Source organism: Candidatus Zixiibacteriota bacterium, assembly GCA_040752595.1.
Classification (GTDB): Bacteria; Zixibacteria; MSB-5A5; order WJJR01; family WJJR01; genus JACQFV01.
In genome coordinates, this window is the sequence record JBFMGX010000015.1 from 23,528 (window position 1) to 39,187 (window position 15,660).

Annotated in this window: 10 protein-coding genes; 5 read left to right on the forward strand and 5 right to left on the reverse strand. The window is 62.4% G+C overall.

All coding sequences use genetic code 11. The annotated features are described in order from the left end of the window. Positions 1–102 precede the first annotated feature (102 nt). Both larE and larB read left to right on the forward strand, forming a co-directional pair. Entirely contained in the window at positions 103–960 is an 858-nt protein-coding gene (larE, locus tag AB1792_05100; protein ID MEW5701587.1) for an ATP-dependent sacrificial sulfur transferase LarE, read from the forward strand. Between the two features lie 305 nt (positions 961–1,265). Continuing rightward, positions 1,266–2,045, forward strand: coding sequence for a nickel pincer cofactor biosynthesis protein LarB (gene larB / locus AB1792_05105; protein MEW5701588.1), 780 nt, complete (start codon positions 1,266–1,268; stop codon positions 2,043–2,045). A gap of 170 nt (positions 2,046–2,215) precedes the next feature. Here larB and AB1792_05110 read toward each other — a convergent pair whose 3' ends face one another. Next, a complete protein-coding gene (locus AB1792_05110; protein MEW5701589.1) occupies positions 2,216–2,569 on the reverse strand; it encodes a hypothetical protein in 354 nt (117 codons plus the stop codon). Between the two features lie 6 nt (positions 2,570–2,575). Then, positions 2,576–3,742: a hypothetical protein gene (locus tag AB1792_05115; GenBank protein ID MEW5701590.1), complete on the reverse strand. Its 1,167-nt coding sequence runs from the start codon at positions 3,740–3,742 to the stop codon at positions 2,576–2,578. Positions 3,743–3,900: 158 nt separating this feature from the next. Here AB1792_05115 and AB1792_05120 point away from each other — a divergent pair, with 158 nt between their 5' ends. The 3 genes from AB1792_05120 to AB1792_05130 all read left to right on the forward strand — a co-directional run bounded on the left by AB1792_05120 (position 3,901) and on the right by AB1792_05130 (position 11,820). Further along, a complete protein-coding gene (locus AB1792_05120) occupies positions 3,901–5,787 on the forward strand; it encodes a lysyl oxidase family protein (protein ID MEW5701591.1) in 1,887 nt (628 codons plus the stop codon). A gap of 261 nt (positions 5,788–6,048) precedes the next feature. Continuing rightward, positions 6,049–8,088 (forward strand): FlgD immunoglobulin-like domain containing protein, encoded by a 2,040-nt coding sequence (locus AB1792_05125; protein MEW5701592.1) that lies wholly within the window; start codon positions 6,049–6,051, stop codon positions 8,086–8,088. Between the two features lie 258 nt (positions 8,089–8,346). Then, positions 8,347–11,820: a S8 family serine peptidase gene (locus tag AB1792_05130; GenBank protein ID MEW5701593.1), complete on the forward strand. Its 3,474-nt coding sequence runs from the start codon at positions 8,347–8,349 to the stop codon at positions 11,818–11,820. Positions 11,821–12,007: 187 nt separating this feature from the next. On the opposite strand, the gene AB1792_05135 is transcribed toward AB1792_05130, so the two are convergent. The 3 genes from AB1792_05135 to rmuC all read right to left on the reverse strand — a co-directional run bounded on the left by AB1792_05135 (position 12,008) and on the right by rmuC (position 15,656). Next, positions 12,008–12,589, reverse strand: a complete 582-nt coding sequence (locus tag AB1792_05135; GenBank protein ID MEW5701594.1) for a GNAT family N-acetyltransferase — start codon at positions 12,587–12,589, stop codon at positions 12,008–12,010. 329 nt (positions 12,590–12,918) lie between these two features. Further along, positions 12,919–13,989 (reverse strand): hypothetical protein, encoded by a 1,071-nt coding sequence (locus AB1792_05140; protein MEW5701595.1) that lies wholly within the window; start codon positions 13,987–13,989, stop codon positions 12,919–12,921. Positions 13,990–14,333: 344 nt separating this feature from the next. Continuing rightward, the gene (gene rmuC, locus AB1792_05145; GenBank protein MEW5701596.1) at positions 14,334–15,656 is read right to left on the reverse strand and encodes a DNA recombination protein RmuC; all 1,323 of its coding nucleotides are present in this window, start codon (positions 15,654–15,656) and stop codon (positions 14,334–14,336) included. Positions 15,657–15,660 lie beyond the last annotated feature (4 nt).

The window sequence follows — 15,660 nt, forward strand, 5'->3', positions numbered from 1 at the left end:
ATTGTCCGCCGAATCCGTGACACAGGAGATCGCCAATACTTGGAACCCGGCGCGCGTTCAAGAGTGCCGCTCGCAGGCGCAGGGGCGGCCGGGTCAACGACGATGAACTCCGGATTCACCTGCGGTGATCAGACAATGGTCTCCGACTCCCTGCGTGAGAAGGAGTCAGTCCTGGTCGGGCGACTGCGTTCGCTCGGCCCGGTGATTGTCGCCTATTCCGGCGGCGTCGATTCCACATACCTGGCGGATGTCGCCCACGATGTGCTGGGGGAGCGCGCCCTGATCGTCACCGCCCAGTCACCATCCATGGCCGGTCCGGAGTTTGTGTTCGCGCGGACACTGGCCGTCGAGCGGGGCTGGAACTGGCGAGTCGTCTACACCGCCGAGGTCGACGACCCGCGTTGGTTGCGCAACGATTCTCAGCGGTGCTATTTCTGCAAGGCGGAGTTGTTCACGGTCCTCGGTCAGTTGGCGCGGCGTGAGCGGATCGCGCATCTTCTCTATGGCGCCATTCCCGACGATGCCGGCGACGTCCGTCCCGGCCAGCGAGCGGCCAGGGAATTCGCGGTGGAAGCGCCGTTGGTTGATGTCGGTATGAGCAAGAACGAGATTCGGGCGTTGTCGCAAGCCCGTGGTCTGCCGACCTGGGACAAACCGCAGACGGCGTGTCTGGCGTCGCGCTTTCCGACCGGGACGGCGATCACGCGCGCGGAGTTGCAAAAGGTCGATGGCGCTGAGGCGGCGCTGACGGCTCTGGGATTCCGAGGGCATCGTGTGCGCCACCATGGCGATCTGGCGCGTGTCGAGTTGCAGCCCGAGGGTTGGGCCAGAATCGGTGATGCGACGGTACGGGAACGAGTCGTCGCAGCCGTGCAGGAAGCCGGATACAAGTATGTGGCCGTCGATCTGCAGGGGTACCGTCCGGCGGGGTTGAATCAGCAAGACCATCGGATAGAATGAGCGGACGAAAGAGCTCCCTCACCCGATCCGTCCTCCGGACGGCTCGACCTCTCCCGGCGGGAGAGGTTTTCATTCTCCCTCTCCATCCGGGAGAGGGTCAGGGTGAGGGATTCTGCCGCGTGAGAGCCGCATCGCCACTCCCTTGCACACAACCGCCACGCCATGGTCGTCTTTGTGTCAGGGGCTCCAAGCGCGGCAGAGTCGGCCATCGTATTGGAGAACAAGGGGCTTAAGCCCCTTGTTTGCCCATTGGTGCAGCGGCCTCGCGGGTGTGGAATCGACCAATTGCTTCCCGATGTGATCTGATGGACATACGCTCCCTCCTTGCCGATGTCGCTGCCGGTCGGCTCGATCCGCGCGAGGCCGGACGTCTTTTGGCGCACTGGCCGGTCAGTGCGCTCGGTTTCGCCACGCTCGACATGCAGCGCGAGTCGCGCACGGGATTCATCGAGGTTGTCTACTGTGCCGGCAAGTCGCCGGAGCAAGTCGCCGCCATTCTCTCACGTCAGGCCGAATCGCACCGCGTCCTTCTGGCGACGCGTGCGGATCGCAGCCACTCCGAGGCGGCACGAAAAGCGCTGCCCGACCTGGAGTATCATCCCGAGGCCGGGATCTTGCGGCGATTGGATCCGGAGCGCCGTGTCGCTGCGCCGCCGATCGCGGTGGTGTCCGCCGGAACATCCGATCTCCCCGTGGCGGAGGAGGCGGCATTGACGATCGAGACGATCGGGCATTCGGCATTGCGGCGCTATGACATTGGCATCGCCGGGCTGCATCGTGTCGCGGCGATCCGTGACGAACTGAGCCGCTGCGGGTGCGTCGTGGCTGTCGCCGGGATGGAAGGGGCACTGCCATCGGTGATTGCGGGGTTGATACCGCGTCCGGTCATCGCCGTGCCGACGTCGGTGGGGTATGGCGTGGCCTTCGGCGGCTTGGCGGCGCTGCTGGCGATGTTGGCGGGGTGCGCACCGGGCGTCTCGGTCGTGAACATCGACAATGGATTCGGAGCGGCACTGGCCGCCTGCCGGATCAATACGCCCGCTGGACAGTCAGGGCAAGGGGCTTCCTCTCCTCAGGGCAGTTGACAGAGCGAACGGACGAAAAAGCTCCCTCACCCCGACCCTCTCCCTCCGGCTTGCCCTGAGCGAAGTCGAGGGGGAGAGGTCGATCCGGCGGGCGACCGGATCGGGTGAGGGTGCTCGTCGTTCATTCATTCTGTTAGACGCCCTTAAAGAGATGTGACAACGCTGGATCATCAATCCACCGACCGCAAGCTCATCCCCCGGGATTCCGCCCACGCCTTATTGAGCAGGATCGCATAGTCGTAGCGCCAAACCGCCGTTGTTGTCCTGCCCAGACAGTATTTCCAGAGCCCGTATCGTTTCCGGAACAACGAATCATTCATCATGGCGCGATCCATCCCGAGCCGCGGCTGCAAATCACCCGACGCCGTGATATCCACTGACATGACATAGACCTCCGGATTTCGCGCCACTACCGCGGCGGCGGAGAACCCGCTGCGGGCGAACTCGCGATCACACAGTCCCCAGACATCGAGTGTCGGCAAGTCTGTCCAATAGGGAATGCACCCGGCATCGACCAGTGCCACCGTGGGTCAATCGGGGAGCGTGACCAGATGCTCCGCGATGCAGTGCCGACCTCGACGCAGGTAGTCTTCGGCCGCCTGGCGCTCCCGGACCACGTGCCAATCTTGCAGCGACCAGAGCACCAGAAACACGGCGAACAGAATCCCGAGCCGCGGTCTCAACCGATCGAGGCGATCGAGGGCGGAAGGAACCGGCAACACAACCAACGGCAGCAAGGCGACCTGATAGCGATGCAGGAAGTTCATGACCGGAACGACAGTTGTAGAGATGAGAACCTGGCACACGACCAGCGCCGCCGACGTGACAAACAGCAACCAATGGGCCGTGCGGCGCAGTTCCGAGCCGGCGAGCACCCAGACCACCCAGAATGGCACTCCGAACAACACCCACTGCACCGCGTGCGACCACCCCGGCAGAGCGAACGAGAACTTCGCCGTCACGGTGTTGGGAAACAGGGTGCCGTAGTAGAGTAATCGAAGAACCGTCAGAGCACCCGTCACACCCAGCACGACAAGAAGTGGGTATCGCAGTGCACCGACTCGATTCTTCCAGGGCTGCACTCGGTCACGCGCCAATGCGATGAGGAGGATGATCGCCGCGAACACGAGTCCTTCCGGTCGCGTGAGGATCATGCCGCCAAGCCCCAGTGAAAGAAGAAGTGCACGATTCCGCGATGGGTCGGAGAGGGCCATGGCGGAGACCAACAGAAATATCCCCATCATCGGTGTTTCCAGTCCGCTGACGCTCCAGGCGACCCATGTCGACGTGAGGGAGACAAGAACGGCCGGCAGCCACCAGTATCGCACGGATGACCAAAGACGGCGGCACAGCAGGGACAGCAGCAACAGACTCACGCTGCCGCAGACCACACCGGTGATCTTCGCTGCAATCTCAATGCCGAAGCCGATCCGACCGAACGCGGCGTGGATCAACACCCATAGGAAGTTGGAGTATCCCTCGACCGGTGCGCCGCCGGGATTCCAACTCAGCCCCTGCCCCGCCGCCAGATGTCGGGCATAGCGAAAGGAGATGGCCGCATCATCGATGCTGAAGCTCCAGAGCCGCGCTGCCAGAACAACGTAAATCACAAGAGGCAACACCGCCGCACTCAGAATCAGCCATCGCCGTGGCGTTCCGGCGGACGGGGGAATACTGGCGGGCGCGGGATCATCCATGGCGTCGCAGCCAATTTACCGCCCTGGGCTTTTGCCGACAGCGATTTTGCGCCGCCATCGACGACGGGTCGGCCATGTCCAATAGCGGTTGCTTTTTCTCCGAATTATGCTATGTTGAATGCGTGCATTCGAGGGCATATCGCACGCGGCGCGCTTCTATGGGTGACCGCCGAACACCGGCCGGATTATTCACTCTGACCCTGTCGGTGTTGGTGCTGGCGGTTTCTGCTCCCGACTGTGCGCCGGCGTCCCCAGCGGTCGAAACGACAGTCGTGGACCTGCTCCCCGACATTATCGTGCGGCAGTCCGACCTGTATAACAACGACATCGTCACGACCATCGAACCGGGGCACGTCCACTTGCGGTTCGCCAATGCCACCCCCAACGTCGGACCCGGCAAGCTCGAGCTGGTCGGAATCCTGCCGCCGATCAACGACACCCAGCAGGTCGTCGACCAACGGATCTTCCGCTCTGACGGCACTTCTTGGGAACGGGAGGCGGGGACATTCATCTACCATCCGACCCACGAGCACATTCATTTTGAAGGATGGTGCCTGTATCGACTGCGTGAGATTCTCCCCGCCGATGGCGTCGGGCCCGTGGTCGCCCAAGGGGCGAAGACCAGCTTCTGCATCGTTGACCTGGCGATCTACGACAGCTCCGTGGTGAACTTCAATCGGGCCGGCGAGTTCTTCTTCTGCTCGCGCGAACAGCAGGGCATCTCGGTCGGATGGCTCGATCTCTACTCCAAGGGGCTGCCCGGACAAAACATCGACATTACGGATGTCCCCCCCGGCGTCTACTGGCTCGAAGCCGAGGCCGACCCGGACAATAAGATCCTCGAAGCCAACGAGGGTAATAACACCGCGCGCGTGAAAGTCACGATCGGCGGCAGTGGCGGATTCCTTCCCGACGCCTATGAGCCGAATGACGATCGCGCCTCCGTCGATTCCCGTCCCGTGGGTCAACCCAACAGCCCAAATCTCGGCCCCTGCAACCCGCTGAAAGTGATCTCCAACTTGTCGATCCACGCCGCCGCCAACGGCGACTACTTCAAGTTCTATGCCTGTGACCCGGGCGCGGCCGGTGATTTCGTGCGCATCGATTTCCTGCACGGCGCCGGAGACTTGGACATGCGGCTGCTGGATGCCGCCGGATCTGAGGTCGCTCGCTCCGATGCGATCGTCGACAGTGAGTCTATCTCACTGGCCGGCCGCAGCGGTGGATGGTACTACGTGCACGTGTACGGCTACAACAATGCCGTCAATCCCATATACGAGCTCACGATCAACCCCCCGTCCAGCAATCCCCCGACCCTGACGATTCTCGATCCGCCAGCGGGGAATGTCGTGCGCGTGCATGGGTTCGAAAATTACACCGTCACCTGGCTGGCATCCGATCCGGACAGTGATCCGACGTGGGTCACGTTGTACGTGAACGCGCAACCGGTGCTCGACGGCAACCAGATCCCGGTGGAGGCCTCCGAGTTCACCGATGGCCCGACCGGGTTCCATGTGCTGAACTCCGCGTCGATTCCTCCGGGGACATGGTGGGTCTATGGCGAAGTCACCGACGGCGGCGCCACGACGGGCAATTGGTCCGCGGGAACGATCACGTTCGCCGAGGCCGCCGATGCGGATCACGATGGCGTCTTCGACGTCGCCGACAATTGCCCCACGTTCGTCAATCCCGGTCAGGAGGACGCGGACAGCGACGGGGTCGGTGACGCCTGCGACAACTGCCCGTACTTCCCAAATGCCGATCAGGTCGGCTGCCTACACCACGGCGATCCCGATCCGAACGGAACCGTCAATCTGTACGACGTTGTGCACGCCGTCGACATTGCCTTCCGGAGTGGTGCGCCGCTGGTCGATGTCGCCTGCCCGCATGCGCCGGCGGGCAGGACCGACGTGAATTGCGACGGCGTCACCAACGTCACCGACGTTCTCCTCTTCATCGATGTGGCCTTCCGCGACACCCCTCACACATTCTGCAATCCCTGCGCCTGCAACCCGTACCCCTCGGGATGTCCACAGATACCCTGATCGGTTCCTGTGAGCCGAATAGGGATAGCGCTCTCAATCTGTCATCCCGAGCGACTTGTCCCGAACGGAGTGAGGGAAGCGAGGGATCTGCTGTTTCTTGTTGATGTCGATCCTGCGCCCGGAGCCCAATGCCGATTTCCGCCAACCGGCAACAAACGGTTACATTATATTGTTGTAGAACGTGCACCGGCCGATCGAAGCCCCGATCGCCCGGAGCGTGATTTGGATTGCCCCTTCTGTTCCTGCCGAGTTGGAGTGTTCATGCCCACAATCAACCGCCCAGCACTTGCGATGTGCGGCATCGCGCTATTCTCTCTCTCGTTCTTGGGCCGCGGCGTCGGACCTGCGGTCGCAGCCCAGCCGCCGCAGCGGGCGCTACACACCGACGCCAAGACGCCCGATTACTCCGCCCACTTCGACGCCAACTCGCTTCTCATGTTCGTGACCAATCGGGGGTCATTCGCCTTCGATGTGACGGGACTGCTCAGTAACGAAGGCGGCTTGCACTACCCGGGGAATTCCGACAAGACGGCGATCTTCGCCGGCGGCCTCTGGGTCGCCGCCAAGCTGGGCAAAGGCGTGCGGGCTTCTACGGCCGAGTATGCTTTCGATTACGTTCCCGGCCCGATGCAGCAGAGCACGTATGTACCGGATCAACCCCGTTTCCACGTCTACAAAATCAATCGCGGCGACACGCGCGCAAGCAATCCGGACTACCGCGACTGGCCCTTCGACGACGGCGCGCCAGCCGCGAGGGACTTCTGGGGCAACGATTCACTCGACGCCGAAGGACGACCGTTGCCGTTGCTGTTGGGCGATCAGACCCTCTGGGCCGTCTGTAACGATGCCAATCAATACGCCCGCGACGCCGACCCCGGTAGTCCCTTGCCTCTCGGAATCGAAGTACAGACGCTGGTGTGGGGCCATAACATCCCCGGTTCGCTGGATCGCACGATCTTCCTGCGCTTCACCATCATCAACAAAGGCGATTCGATCTTCCGTGACCCTTACGTTTCCTTGTGGTGCGATGCCGATCTCGGCAGCGCCGGTGACGACCTGGTCGGGTGCGATACGTCGTTGTCGCTCGGCTATTGCTACAACAGCGGCCCCGATGCCATCTATGGCAGCGCCCCGCCCGCCGTGGGGTATGTCCTCTTGGAGGGTCCGCGTGGCGGCACAGTCGATCAGGCCAGGCCGATGACCGCATTCAGCGGCTTCGCCAACGGCGACGATCCGAACTTCGCGTTGGCCGGGTACTACTACATGCACGGTCTGTCGGTGGATGGAGAAGTCGTCATCAACCCGGTCACGGGACTTCCCACCGCCTACATGCTCTCCGGCGATCCGGTGGCCGGAAGTGGCTGGCTCGATGACAATCCGTCGGACCGTCGCTTCATGGTCAACTCCGGGCCGTTCACGATGGCCCCGGGCGACACGCAAGTCGTCGCTCTCGCCGTTCTGGTCGGACAAGGCAACGACCGGCTCGAATCCGTCGCATCCTTGCGCGAGGCGGCAATTCGAGCCCGGCAGGTCTACGACAGTCTTCTCCATCCGCCGGTGATCGTCGCGATCGATATCCGTCCCCAGCAGTGCCCCAACACGCTCGCAGATTTCATGATCAGAGACATCGACCGTCCGCGGGCCACCGGCGTGGTGCCCGGTGGCGATCTCCCTGTGGCATTGCTGGGGACCGCGAGCTTCGACGTGTCTACGGTCGATCCTGCTACGGTGAGAATGGCAGGCGTTGCGCCCGTCTCCTGGGATTACGAGGATCTGGCAGCACCCCTGGAATGGCGTGAATCTCCCTGTGATTGTGCTGCTACCGGCAAGGACGGAGTTATCGATCTGGTCTGCCGGTTTCGTGGCGCCGACGTCGTCGCCGCTGTCCAGCCGACAGTGGACCATCAGACTCAAGCTTTGGTCGTGACCGGTCGCTTCCGGGATGGTCATCCCCTGGCGGGCCGCGATTGCATCACCTTCCTTCTGTCGATCGGACCGGGCGCCGTGGTACCGCGCCCGCGCGGAACACACCAACTCATCAGGGCGAATCCGAATCCCTTCAACGCCGCCGTGACCCTCACGTATTCCATCGAGCAGCCCGGCAATGTCCGTCTGGATGTGTATGATGTTCTCGGACGGCGGATCACGACGTTGATCGACCGCCGTCAGGATGCCGGTTCGCATGAGGTGACCTGGATGGGAGATGACCAGCAGGGCCGCCCCGTGGCCTCGGGACTGTACATCGCCCGACTGGCGACAAAAGCGACCGTGAGCACGGAGAAGCTCTTGCTCATGAAATAGACCCGGCATTCCGCATTGTCCGACATGCTCGGGAGACGACGAGTAATGGGCGAGCAAGGCGACGCGCCAACGCCGATGTCCGGCAGGAAAGCGTGTGGCCAAGGTAACCTCTCCCCCCGGGAGAGGTCGATCCGACCGAAGGTCGGATCGGGTGAGGGATCTCTTGCCGTCGTGCTGACCCTCTTCCTGACTCTCGCGACGGCGGCATCCCCACATGTCCTATCTGCCGCGACCATTCCATTGTCCTCCCGAACCACGATGGCGGACACAGCGGCAGAATCCCACAGCGTCATCGTGAAGGTGAAGCCGGAGTTTGCCGGACTCCCCCCGGCGACACGCAATCCGCATGATCGCATCTCCGCTGCCGGCGCGGCAGGAACGATCCAACGTTGGTGCTCATCCTTGGGCGTGCACGGTGCAAAGCCACTGTGGACGAATGCCGTCGGCATCCCGATGACGGAGGCTGGGAAGGACCACCCGGGCGCGCGTACCTTCGTGCTGGCGGTTGATTCGACGACGACACCACAAGAAGCTGTCGATCGTCTGCGCGACCTTCCCTGGGTCGAATACGCCGAAATCGACCGCCGCTGGGAGCTCCATCAACGCCCCAGTGATCCTCTCTACAGCCGACAATGGGATTTGGAGAACACCGGTGCACCCTACTGGTCCGTCCTGAGTGTCCCCGGTGAGGAAAACGACACTTTGATCGAGCGCAACGGCAGCATCGGTGCCGACATCCGTTTTCCGGCGGCCTACTCGCGTCCTGGTCCATGGGCGGATGTGATCGTCGGCGTCCTCGACACCGGCGTCGACACAGGGCACGTCGAGCTCAGGGACAACCTCGCGAGGAACTCACGCGAGACCGCCGGGAATGGACTCGACGATGACCACAACGGTCTTGTCGACGACGTCTGCGGCTGGGATTTCTCCGGTAATGCCGCCGCCACGCCGGTGGACATTGTCGGCGATAATGACGTCGCGGACTACATGGGACACGGCACTCATGTCGCCGGCACGATCGCGGCCACGGTCGACAACGGCATCGGCATCGCGGGAATCTGTGCGCCGGCGCGCATCCTGCCGGTCAAGATCTTTCCCAACCCCTTCTTCTCGGTCTCGGCACAGGCCGTCTATTATGCCGTCGCGCGCGGCGCCCGCGTAATCAACATGAGCTGGGGCGGCCAGTTCCGCTCCCGCGTGCTCGAAGATGCTCTCGCCTTCGCCCATGACCGGGGCGTCGTGTTGGTGGCTTCCATGGGGAACTCCGGCGATGATCAGATCTTCTATCCCTCGGCATATCCCCAAACGATCGGCGTCGGCGCCACCAACGCCCGCGATGAACTGGCCGGATTCTCCACCTACAACGAATTCATCGATCTCCTCGCGCCGGGAGTCGACATCCTCTCCCTCCGCGCCACCGGCACCGATCTCTACGCCGACGTCGGCGAACCGCGCGTGCATATTATCGACAACGACTACCTGATTGCCTCGGGAACATCGATGGCCGCACCCCATGTCAGTGGAGCGGCAGCGGTGCTGCTGTCGTTCGCGCCGGGATTGACGAATGAGCGGATCCGGGAGATTCTGCGGGCGACGGTGCATGAGATCGTCGGTTCTCCCCTCGCCGGACGGATCGACCTCGAGACGGCCCTCGCCGCTCTCCCGGGTCTGTTCGTGCGGATCGAGTCACCCAAGTCGTATGAGTGGATCGGCGGCGATATGGCGATCGTCGGATCGGCGACCGGTCTGGCGTTCGATCATTACCTGGTCCTAGTCGCCGCCGGCCATCCGCCGGCGGATCTGACTTGGACCACGATCACTTCGGCCGCCACTCCGGTTGACTCCGGCCTGCTGGCGCATTGGACAACGAACACTGCTGAAGGCCCCTACACAATCCGCCTCGATGCCGGGCCGGATGCGCGGCTCGATGTCCCGGTTTATCTTGTACAACGGGCGACCGCACGCCTCCTGTCACCGCTTCCTCACGATACGATACAACTGCTCAGGACTATCGTCGGCAGCGCCGCGGCACCCGGCTTCCGGGGCTACCGCCTCGATGCCGTCGGACCGCTTCCCAATGGAGACGTGCACGCGATTGGGACTTCGAACCGTCCTGTGTGGGAGGATACGCTGGCCGTCTGGCGGACAGACTCTCTGTTGGAAGGTGAGTACTTCCTGATCCTGTCGGTCGATGCGCCCGGCGGCGGAATGAGAGATTCCCTTCGCGTGACGGTCCAAGATGCGTTTATGGCCGGATGGCCGGTCACGCTGCCGGCACCGACGCATTTCGCCGTCACCGCCGTAAACCTGGATGGGACCGCCGGCGATGAAGTCATTTGTCCGACCACGCATGGACTGCACATTCTCCGTGCCGATGGCACACCCTATCCCGGTTGGCCGCGCGACATCCAGGCCGATCTGTCTACGGCTTGCGCCATCGCCGATCTCGACCTCGATGGCCGCTTCGAGGTGATCGTCGCCGGGCGCGACGCCATGTACGCCTACGCCTTCATCGGCGAGCAGTACTATTCCTGGCCGCGCCCGTTTGACGGCCGGCTGAACGGTATCTTCGGGAACAGTCTGCCGAGCGTCGGCGACATGGACGGTCGCGGCGCGCTGGAGGTCGCGGCGATTGACCGCAACGGTGCCATTCACGTCTGGAATGAGGATGGGACGCGCTACGTCCCCGCCGGGGGCCGCTCGTTCGGCATGATCCCGTACGTCCGCCCGACCAGTAGCTCACCCCCGCAGGCGTCCATCTGCGATCTGAATCGCGATGGCCGACCTGAGCTCATCGCCGTCGGGGATGAAATCCACATCTTTGATGGCCAAACCGCGCTGCCGATGATCGGCCTCGATTCCTCGCTGCTCGTCAGCCACTACTCCATCCACGCCGTGGTCATCGGCGATTTCGACGACGACAACGTGCGCGACATCGCCTACGTCGCCACCGGTTCAGAGCGCGGCCGTTATCTGATCAATATCGTCGATGTGCACGGACGCAGTCTGCCGGGGTGGCCGCGCCAGATCCCCCAGACTTGGGACAAGTACGTCTTGTATTCACTGGCGGCGGGCGACGTCGATGGTGATGGGACATTGGAGCTGTTCGCGGCCCCGTACTCCGTGGGGGACGGACTCCTCTATGCCTTCCATGCGAATGGCGCGCCCCTCGGATCGGACTCGACCAATGGACTACTGGCCGATCTCTCCGGCTCACTATCGTCCGTCGCGTTGGTCGACATCGATGGTGACGACGCCCCGGAAATCGTCCTGCGCGTCGGCGATCTCCTCTTCGGACCCGATCAGATCGTCGCGCTCAAACCCGACGGCCGCCTGGTGCCGGGATATCCGATCAACTTCGGCTACGGCTCCTCCCCGATCATCCCGGCCCCACTGGTCGGCGACATCGACCGTGATGGCCGCACCGACATGGTCACCGTGCAATCGACCTCCGAAAACGTCGCGGCTTGGGAGTTGGGCACTCCCGCAGGAACCCGGGGCCGCCCTTGGCCCAGATTCCTTGGCGATCTGTGGAATTCCGGTGTCGCGATCACGCCCCGCTACGACGTCGTCTATCTCGTCCGTCTCATCAATATGACGCTTCGCCGGGGCACGCCGCTGCCGCCGTATGAACCCTCCGACATCGACGGCAATGGCACGACCGAAATCGCCGACATCATCTATCTGGCCGAGTACCTCTTCCGCAATGGCCCCGCGCCCTGTGCCCCATAGAATCGAGGGCAAGCCCCCGCGAATTGCCGGTCACGTGACACACGATGGTAAACAAGGGACTTAAGCCCCTTGTCTGCCCATTCACACTGTGGTGCGAAAGACCTTCTGGCAGAATAGTGATAGAGCGCGTAGGTCAGAAATCCTGCCTGTGGTGAGCCCGCCGCGGCGGGTCGAACTGAGTTCGCGACTACTTCAGCCGATATCGCATGATCGGCCTGGCGGCAGAGCGTCGGGCCACCTCGACAAATCCTGCGCGACGAAACGCAGCCGCCGTTCCGGTCCAGACGAACGCATCCGGCCAGGGACCGCTGGCCGGCTCTTGCGGATATCCCTCGACGATCCGCGCACCCCGGCGTTTGGCGAACTTGACGGCGGCTTCGAGCAGGTGAACGCTGATCCCCTGACGTCGATACGGCCGGGCGACGAAGAAGCAGGTGATCGACCAGACCGGCTGATCATCGATCGGCGCCAATATCCGTGAACGTCCAAGCGCCGGATAGCATTCCCTCGGGGCCAGAGCGCACCATCCCACCGGCTCCCCACCGACATAGGCGAGCAGACCGGGCGGCGTGCCGGACTTCACAATCGCCTTGAACGCGCGCTTGTTCCCCGACCCCTTCTGCTTGTCGAACTGGGACCGCGGCAGCCGCCAGCTCATGCACCAGCATCCTCCACAGGCACCGCGTGGCCCGAACAGCGCCTCCAGATCCGCCCAGCGATCGATGGTCAGCGGATGAACAGTGATCTTCTGGGTACCGCCATCATACATGTTGCAGCGTCTCCATTCAGTCAGACCTCGCGTGGAACCTCAAACCCCACCTCGTTCAGGTCAATCACTTTCCAGTGATCCATACTGACACCCCAACGCCAGAATCGGTTTCACAACCGAGATACATGGTCAAAACACGTTGTGGCGCCGGGTGTGGGTTCATCCTGAAGGATTCACCCTGAAGGGCACCCGACCGCACAGGAACGAGGTTGTGCAACCAGTTGCAGAAGAGGACAGGGGGCTTTCAGCCCCCTGATGAAACATCTGGACTCGATGACAGGGCAGGAAGCGGGGCTCCGTCGATACGGCCACGGATGACAGCAGGTGCCTCAATCGATCAGAAACGTCGTCCGCACATTGGCGATATAGTCGGACGACAACTGCGACTCGTTGAAGTTGCGATAGATCGGAATCTGAACCGAGGCCTGGAATGTCACCGCGCGCGAGCCCACATAGATCAACGATGGCGTGTAGTACACAATCGACCCGCCGCGACTGGTCACCGGAGCGCCATTGAGCCGGTCGCGTTCCATGTAGTTGCCGTTGGCCTGATTGACCCATTCCAATGCCCGCGTGAGCCGGTAGGAAACATACGCCGCGCCGAGGATCTCATTGCCCCATTGATAGTGATTGATGTTCTCCTGCGATGAAATACGACCTAACGCCGACGCACCCCATCCCAGTCGGTAGTAGCGATGATGATAAAGCAGCCCGACAATCGGGTCCATCGTTCCGGTGCCGAGTTGCAGATCGTCCGGCAGACGGCCGCCGTCCTTGTCCTTCACATCAGTGCGCCCGGTGGGAAGACGCACCCCCAGCGCCAGCGCCACCACCGCGCCCTGCTCACGCCCGGCGTAAACGCTGTTCCCTTCATCGATGTAGTCGTCGTAGCCGTCCCGACCGTCCTGTTCATAGTCGTTGCCGAAACGCAACAGGGAGCCAAAGTGGAGCTTCCAATAGGTCATCACCACCACGTCGCCCAGCCCCTGCGTACCGCGCCGCGAATCGAAGAACAACCCCGGCGTCCCGGTCGCCAGACCCGAGTCGACCCGGTGCGTGTTGTAGACATACTTGTAGGGCACGATGGCGTTGACCGTCAGCGCCGACGACAACCCATAGGTCAGATCGAGCGCCACCGTGTTGTTGAGCGTGGTCGAATTGTCGGTGTTGGCGGCTATCTCCCGTTTGGCGTAGGCATCTTCGAGAATCTCATACTCGTACGACAGCGCCGCCACCATCGCGCCCGACGGCACCGTGAGATACGCCTCCTTCGCCAGATTCTCTTCGGGGAGCGTCATCCGCCGCGGATTGACGTCTTGCGCGTGTGCTATTGCGCCCATGGCAACGAGTACGACCGCCGCGAGTACGGTCAGAATGCGAGTGGTACGTGTGGTGAACATGGTTTCGGTCCCTGAAACCGGGTGTAACGTCATGGACGGAGGGAGAGTGCTCCTCCGCGCTTGTTATTCTCTTGTATCGGCCTTTGCGTGCGAGCCTGAAGCCAAGTCCGTCTATCAGAAAGAGAGACGTGGCCGATTCGATTGGAGGACTGGGGCGGGTGATACGATGTCTGGCGTGTCAAAACCTCTCATCCCGACCGGAGAAAGCGGGCGAGTGATAACCTCTCCCTCCGGGAGAGGTCGATCCGTCCGGAGGACGGATCGGCTTGCCCTGAGCGAAGCCGAAGGGGTGAGGGAGTTCTTCGTTTGTTTGTTCGTTCATTCTGTCGGGGTTCCGAGACGGCTCAGATCCCGTCGTCAGAATCAGCGGTCAAAAGGTCCGCCTGCACACCGCGGCTCAAACGTCCGATGGCGGGCACTTCGGGAATGTCCGTCTGCGCCGTGGCACCGAGCTCCTTCAGTTTCCGTGCTGTGACCAAGACCCGCGACTCCAGCGAACCGGCCGCCTTGTCATACGATGCCATCGCCTGATCCAGAGACCGCCCGACTCCCGCGAAGTGGCTGACAAAGGTCGCAATACGATCGTGAAACTCGTGGCCGAGTCTTCTGATTTGCTCGGCGTTTTCGGCGAACTGCGCCTCCCGCCATTCCATGGCCAGAGTACGCAGCGCCATGACGACGGTCGCGGGCGACGTGAGCGCGACTCTGTTGCGGATGGCCTCGTCGATCAATCCGGGTTCAACCTCGACCGCGGCGACAAAGAAGGACTCACCTGGAATGAACATCACGACATAGTCCGGGGTTCGGGCAAACTGCTTCCAGTATTCCTTGCCGCTCAACTTCCTGAGATGCTCCCGTACCTGTTTTCCATGTCGCCGGAATCCCTCGGCCCGCGTTTCGTCGGAGGAGGCTTCGACGGCATCCAGGAACGCTTCGAGCGGGACCTTCGAGTCGATCACGACTTCCCGTCCCCCGGGCATGCGAACCACGACGTCGGGTCGTTGAATCGTGTTACCATCGCCAACCGAGACCTGCTCCTGGAAATCGCAATACTTGGAGAGCCCCGCCTGTTCGAGGGCGTTCCGGAGCGTGAGCTCTCCCCATCGGCCCCGTACTTGGGGTTTACGGAGCGCCTTGACGAGATTGTCCGCCTCGACCTGTACCTGCTGTGTAACCTTGGTAACGGTCTTCAGTTGTTCTTCGAGACTGCCATAGGCCTGTTGTCGGCTGGCTTCAAGTAGTCGCGTCTGTTCCTCGTAGCGATGGAGCGCCTCATCCAACGGCTTGACCGCCGCGTCGGCGCGCTCCAAGAATGATCGCGTATTGCTGTCGAGCGCATCCTTCGAGAGTGCCTTGAATGTATCCTCCAATTGTTTCTTGCTGTTCTCGACAAACTGCCTCTGCTCCTCGAGTCTTCGTTCGGTCTCGCGCAGTGTCGCTTCCAACCCGGCGCGGGCGACACGCTCGCCATCATACAGACTGCGCAGCTTGCCGATCTCGGTGTTCTTGTCCTCGATTTCCTTGCCGACAATGCCCAGCGCATCCCGATTGGCCGCCGTCACCTCGGCGCGCACCGCCTCCAACGCCGCCCGACTCTGCGCCCGCATGACCGCCCACGCAATCACCGCCCCGGCTGCCAATCCCACAAAGAGAAGTATCCAGTTCATACCG

Bases quoted from the DNA above. Each gene is read 5' to 3' on its own strand.
- larE (MEW5701587.1), top strand. From the start codon at position 103: ATGAACTCCGGATTCACCTGCGGTGATCAGACAATGGTCTCCGACTCC.
- larB (MEW5701588.1), top strand. From the start codon at position 1,266: ATGGACATACGCTCCCTCCTTGCCGATGTCGCTGCCGGTCGGCTCGAT.
- AB1792_05115 (MEW5701590.1), bottom strand. From the start codon at position 3,742: ATGGATGATCCCGCGCCCGCCAGTATTCCCCCGTCCGCCGGAACGCCA.
- AB1792_05120 (MEW5701591.1), top strand. From the start codon at position 3,901: ATGGGTGACCGCCGAACACCGGCCGGATTATTCACTCTGACCCTGTCG.
- AB1792_05125 (MEW5701592.1), top strand. From the start codon at position 6,049: ATGCCCACAATCAACCGCCCAGCACTTGCGATGTGCGGCATCGCGCTA.
- AB1792_05130 (MEW5701593.1), top strand. From the start codon at position 8,347: ATGGCGGACACAGCGGCAGAATCCCACAGCGTCATCGTGAAGGTGAAG.
- AB1792_05135 (MEW5701594.1), bottom strand. From the start codon at position 12,589: ATGTATGATGGCGGTACCCAGAAGATCACTGTTCATCCGCTGACCATC.
- AB1792_05140 (MEW5701595.1), bottom strand. From the start codon at position 13,989: ATGTTCACCACACGTACCACTCGCATTCTGACCGTACTCGCGGCGGTC.
- rmuC (MEW5701596.1), bottom strand. From the start codon at position 15,656: ATGAACTGGATACTTCTCTTTGTGGGATTGGCAGCCGGGGCGGTGATT.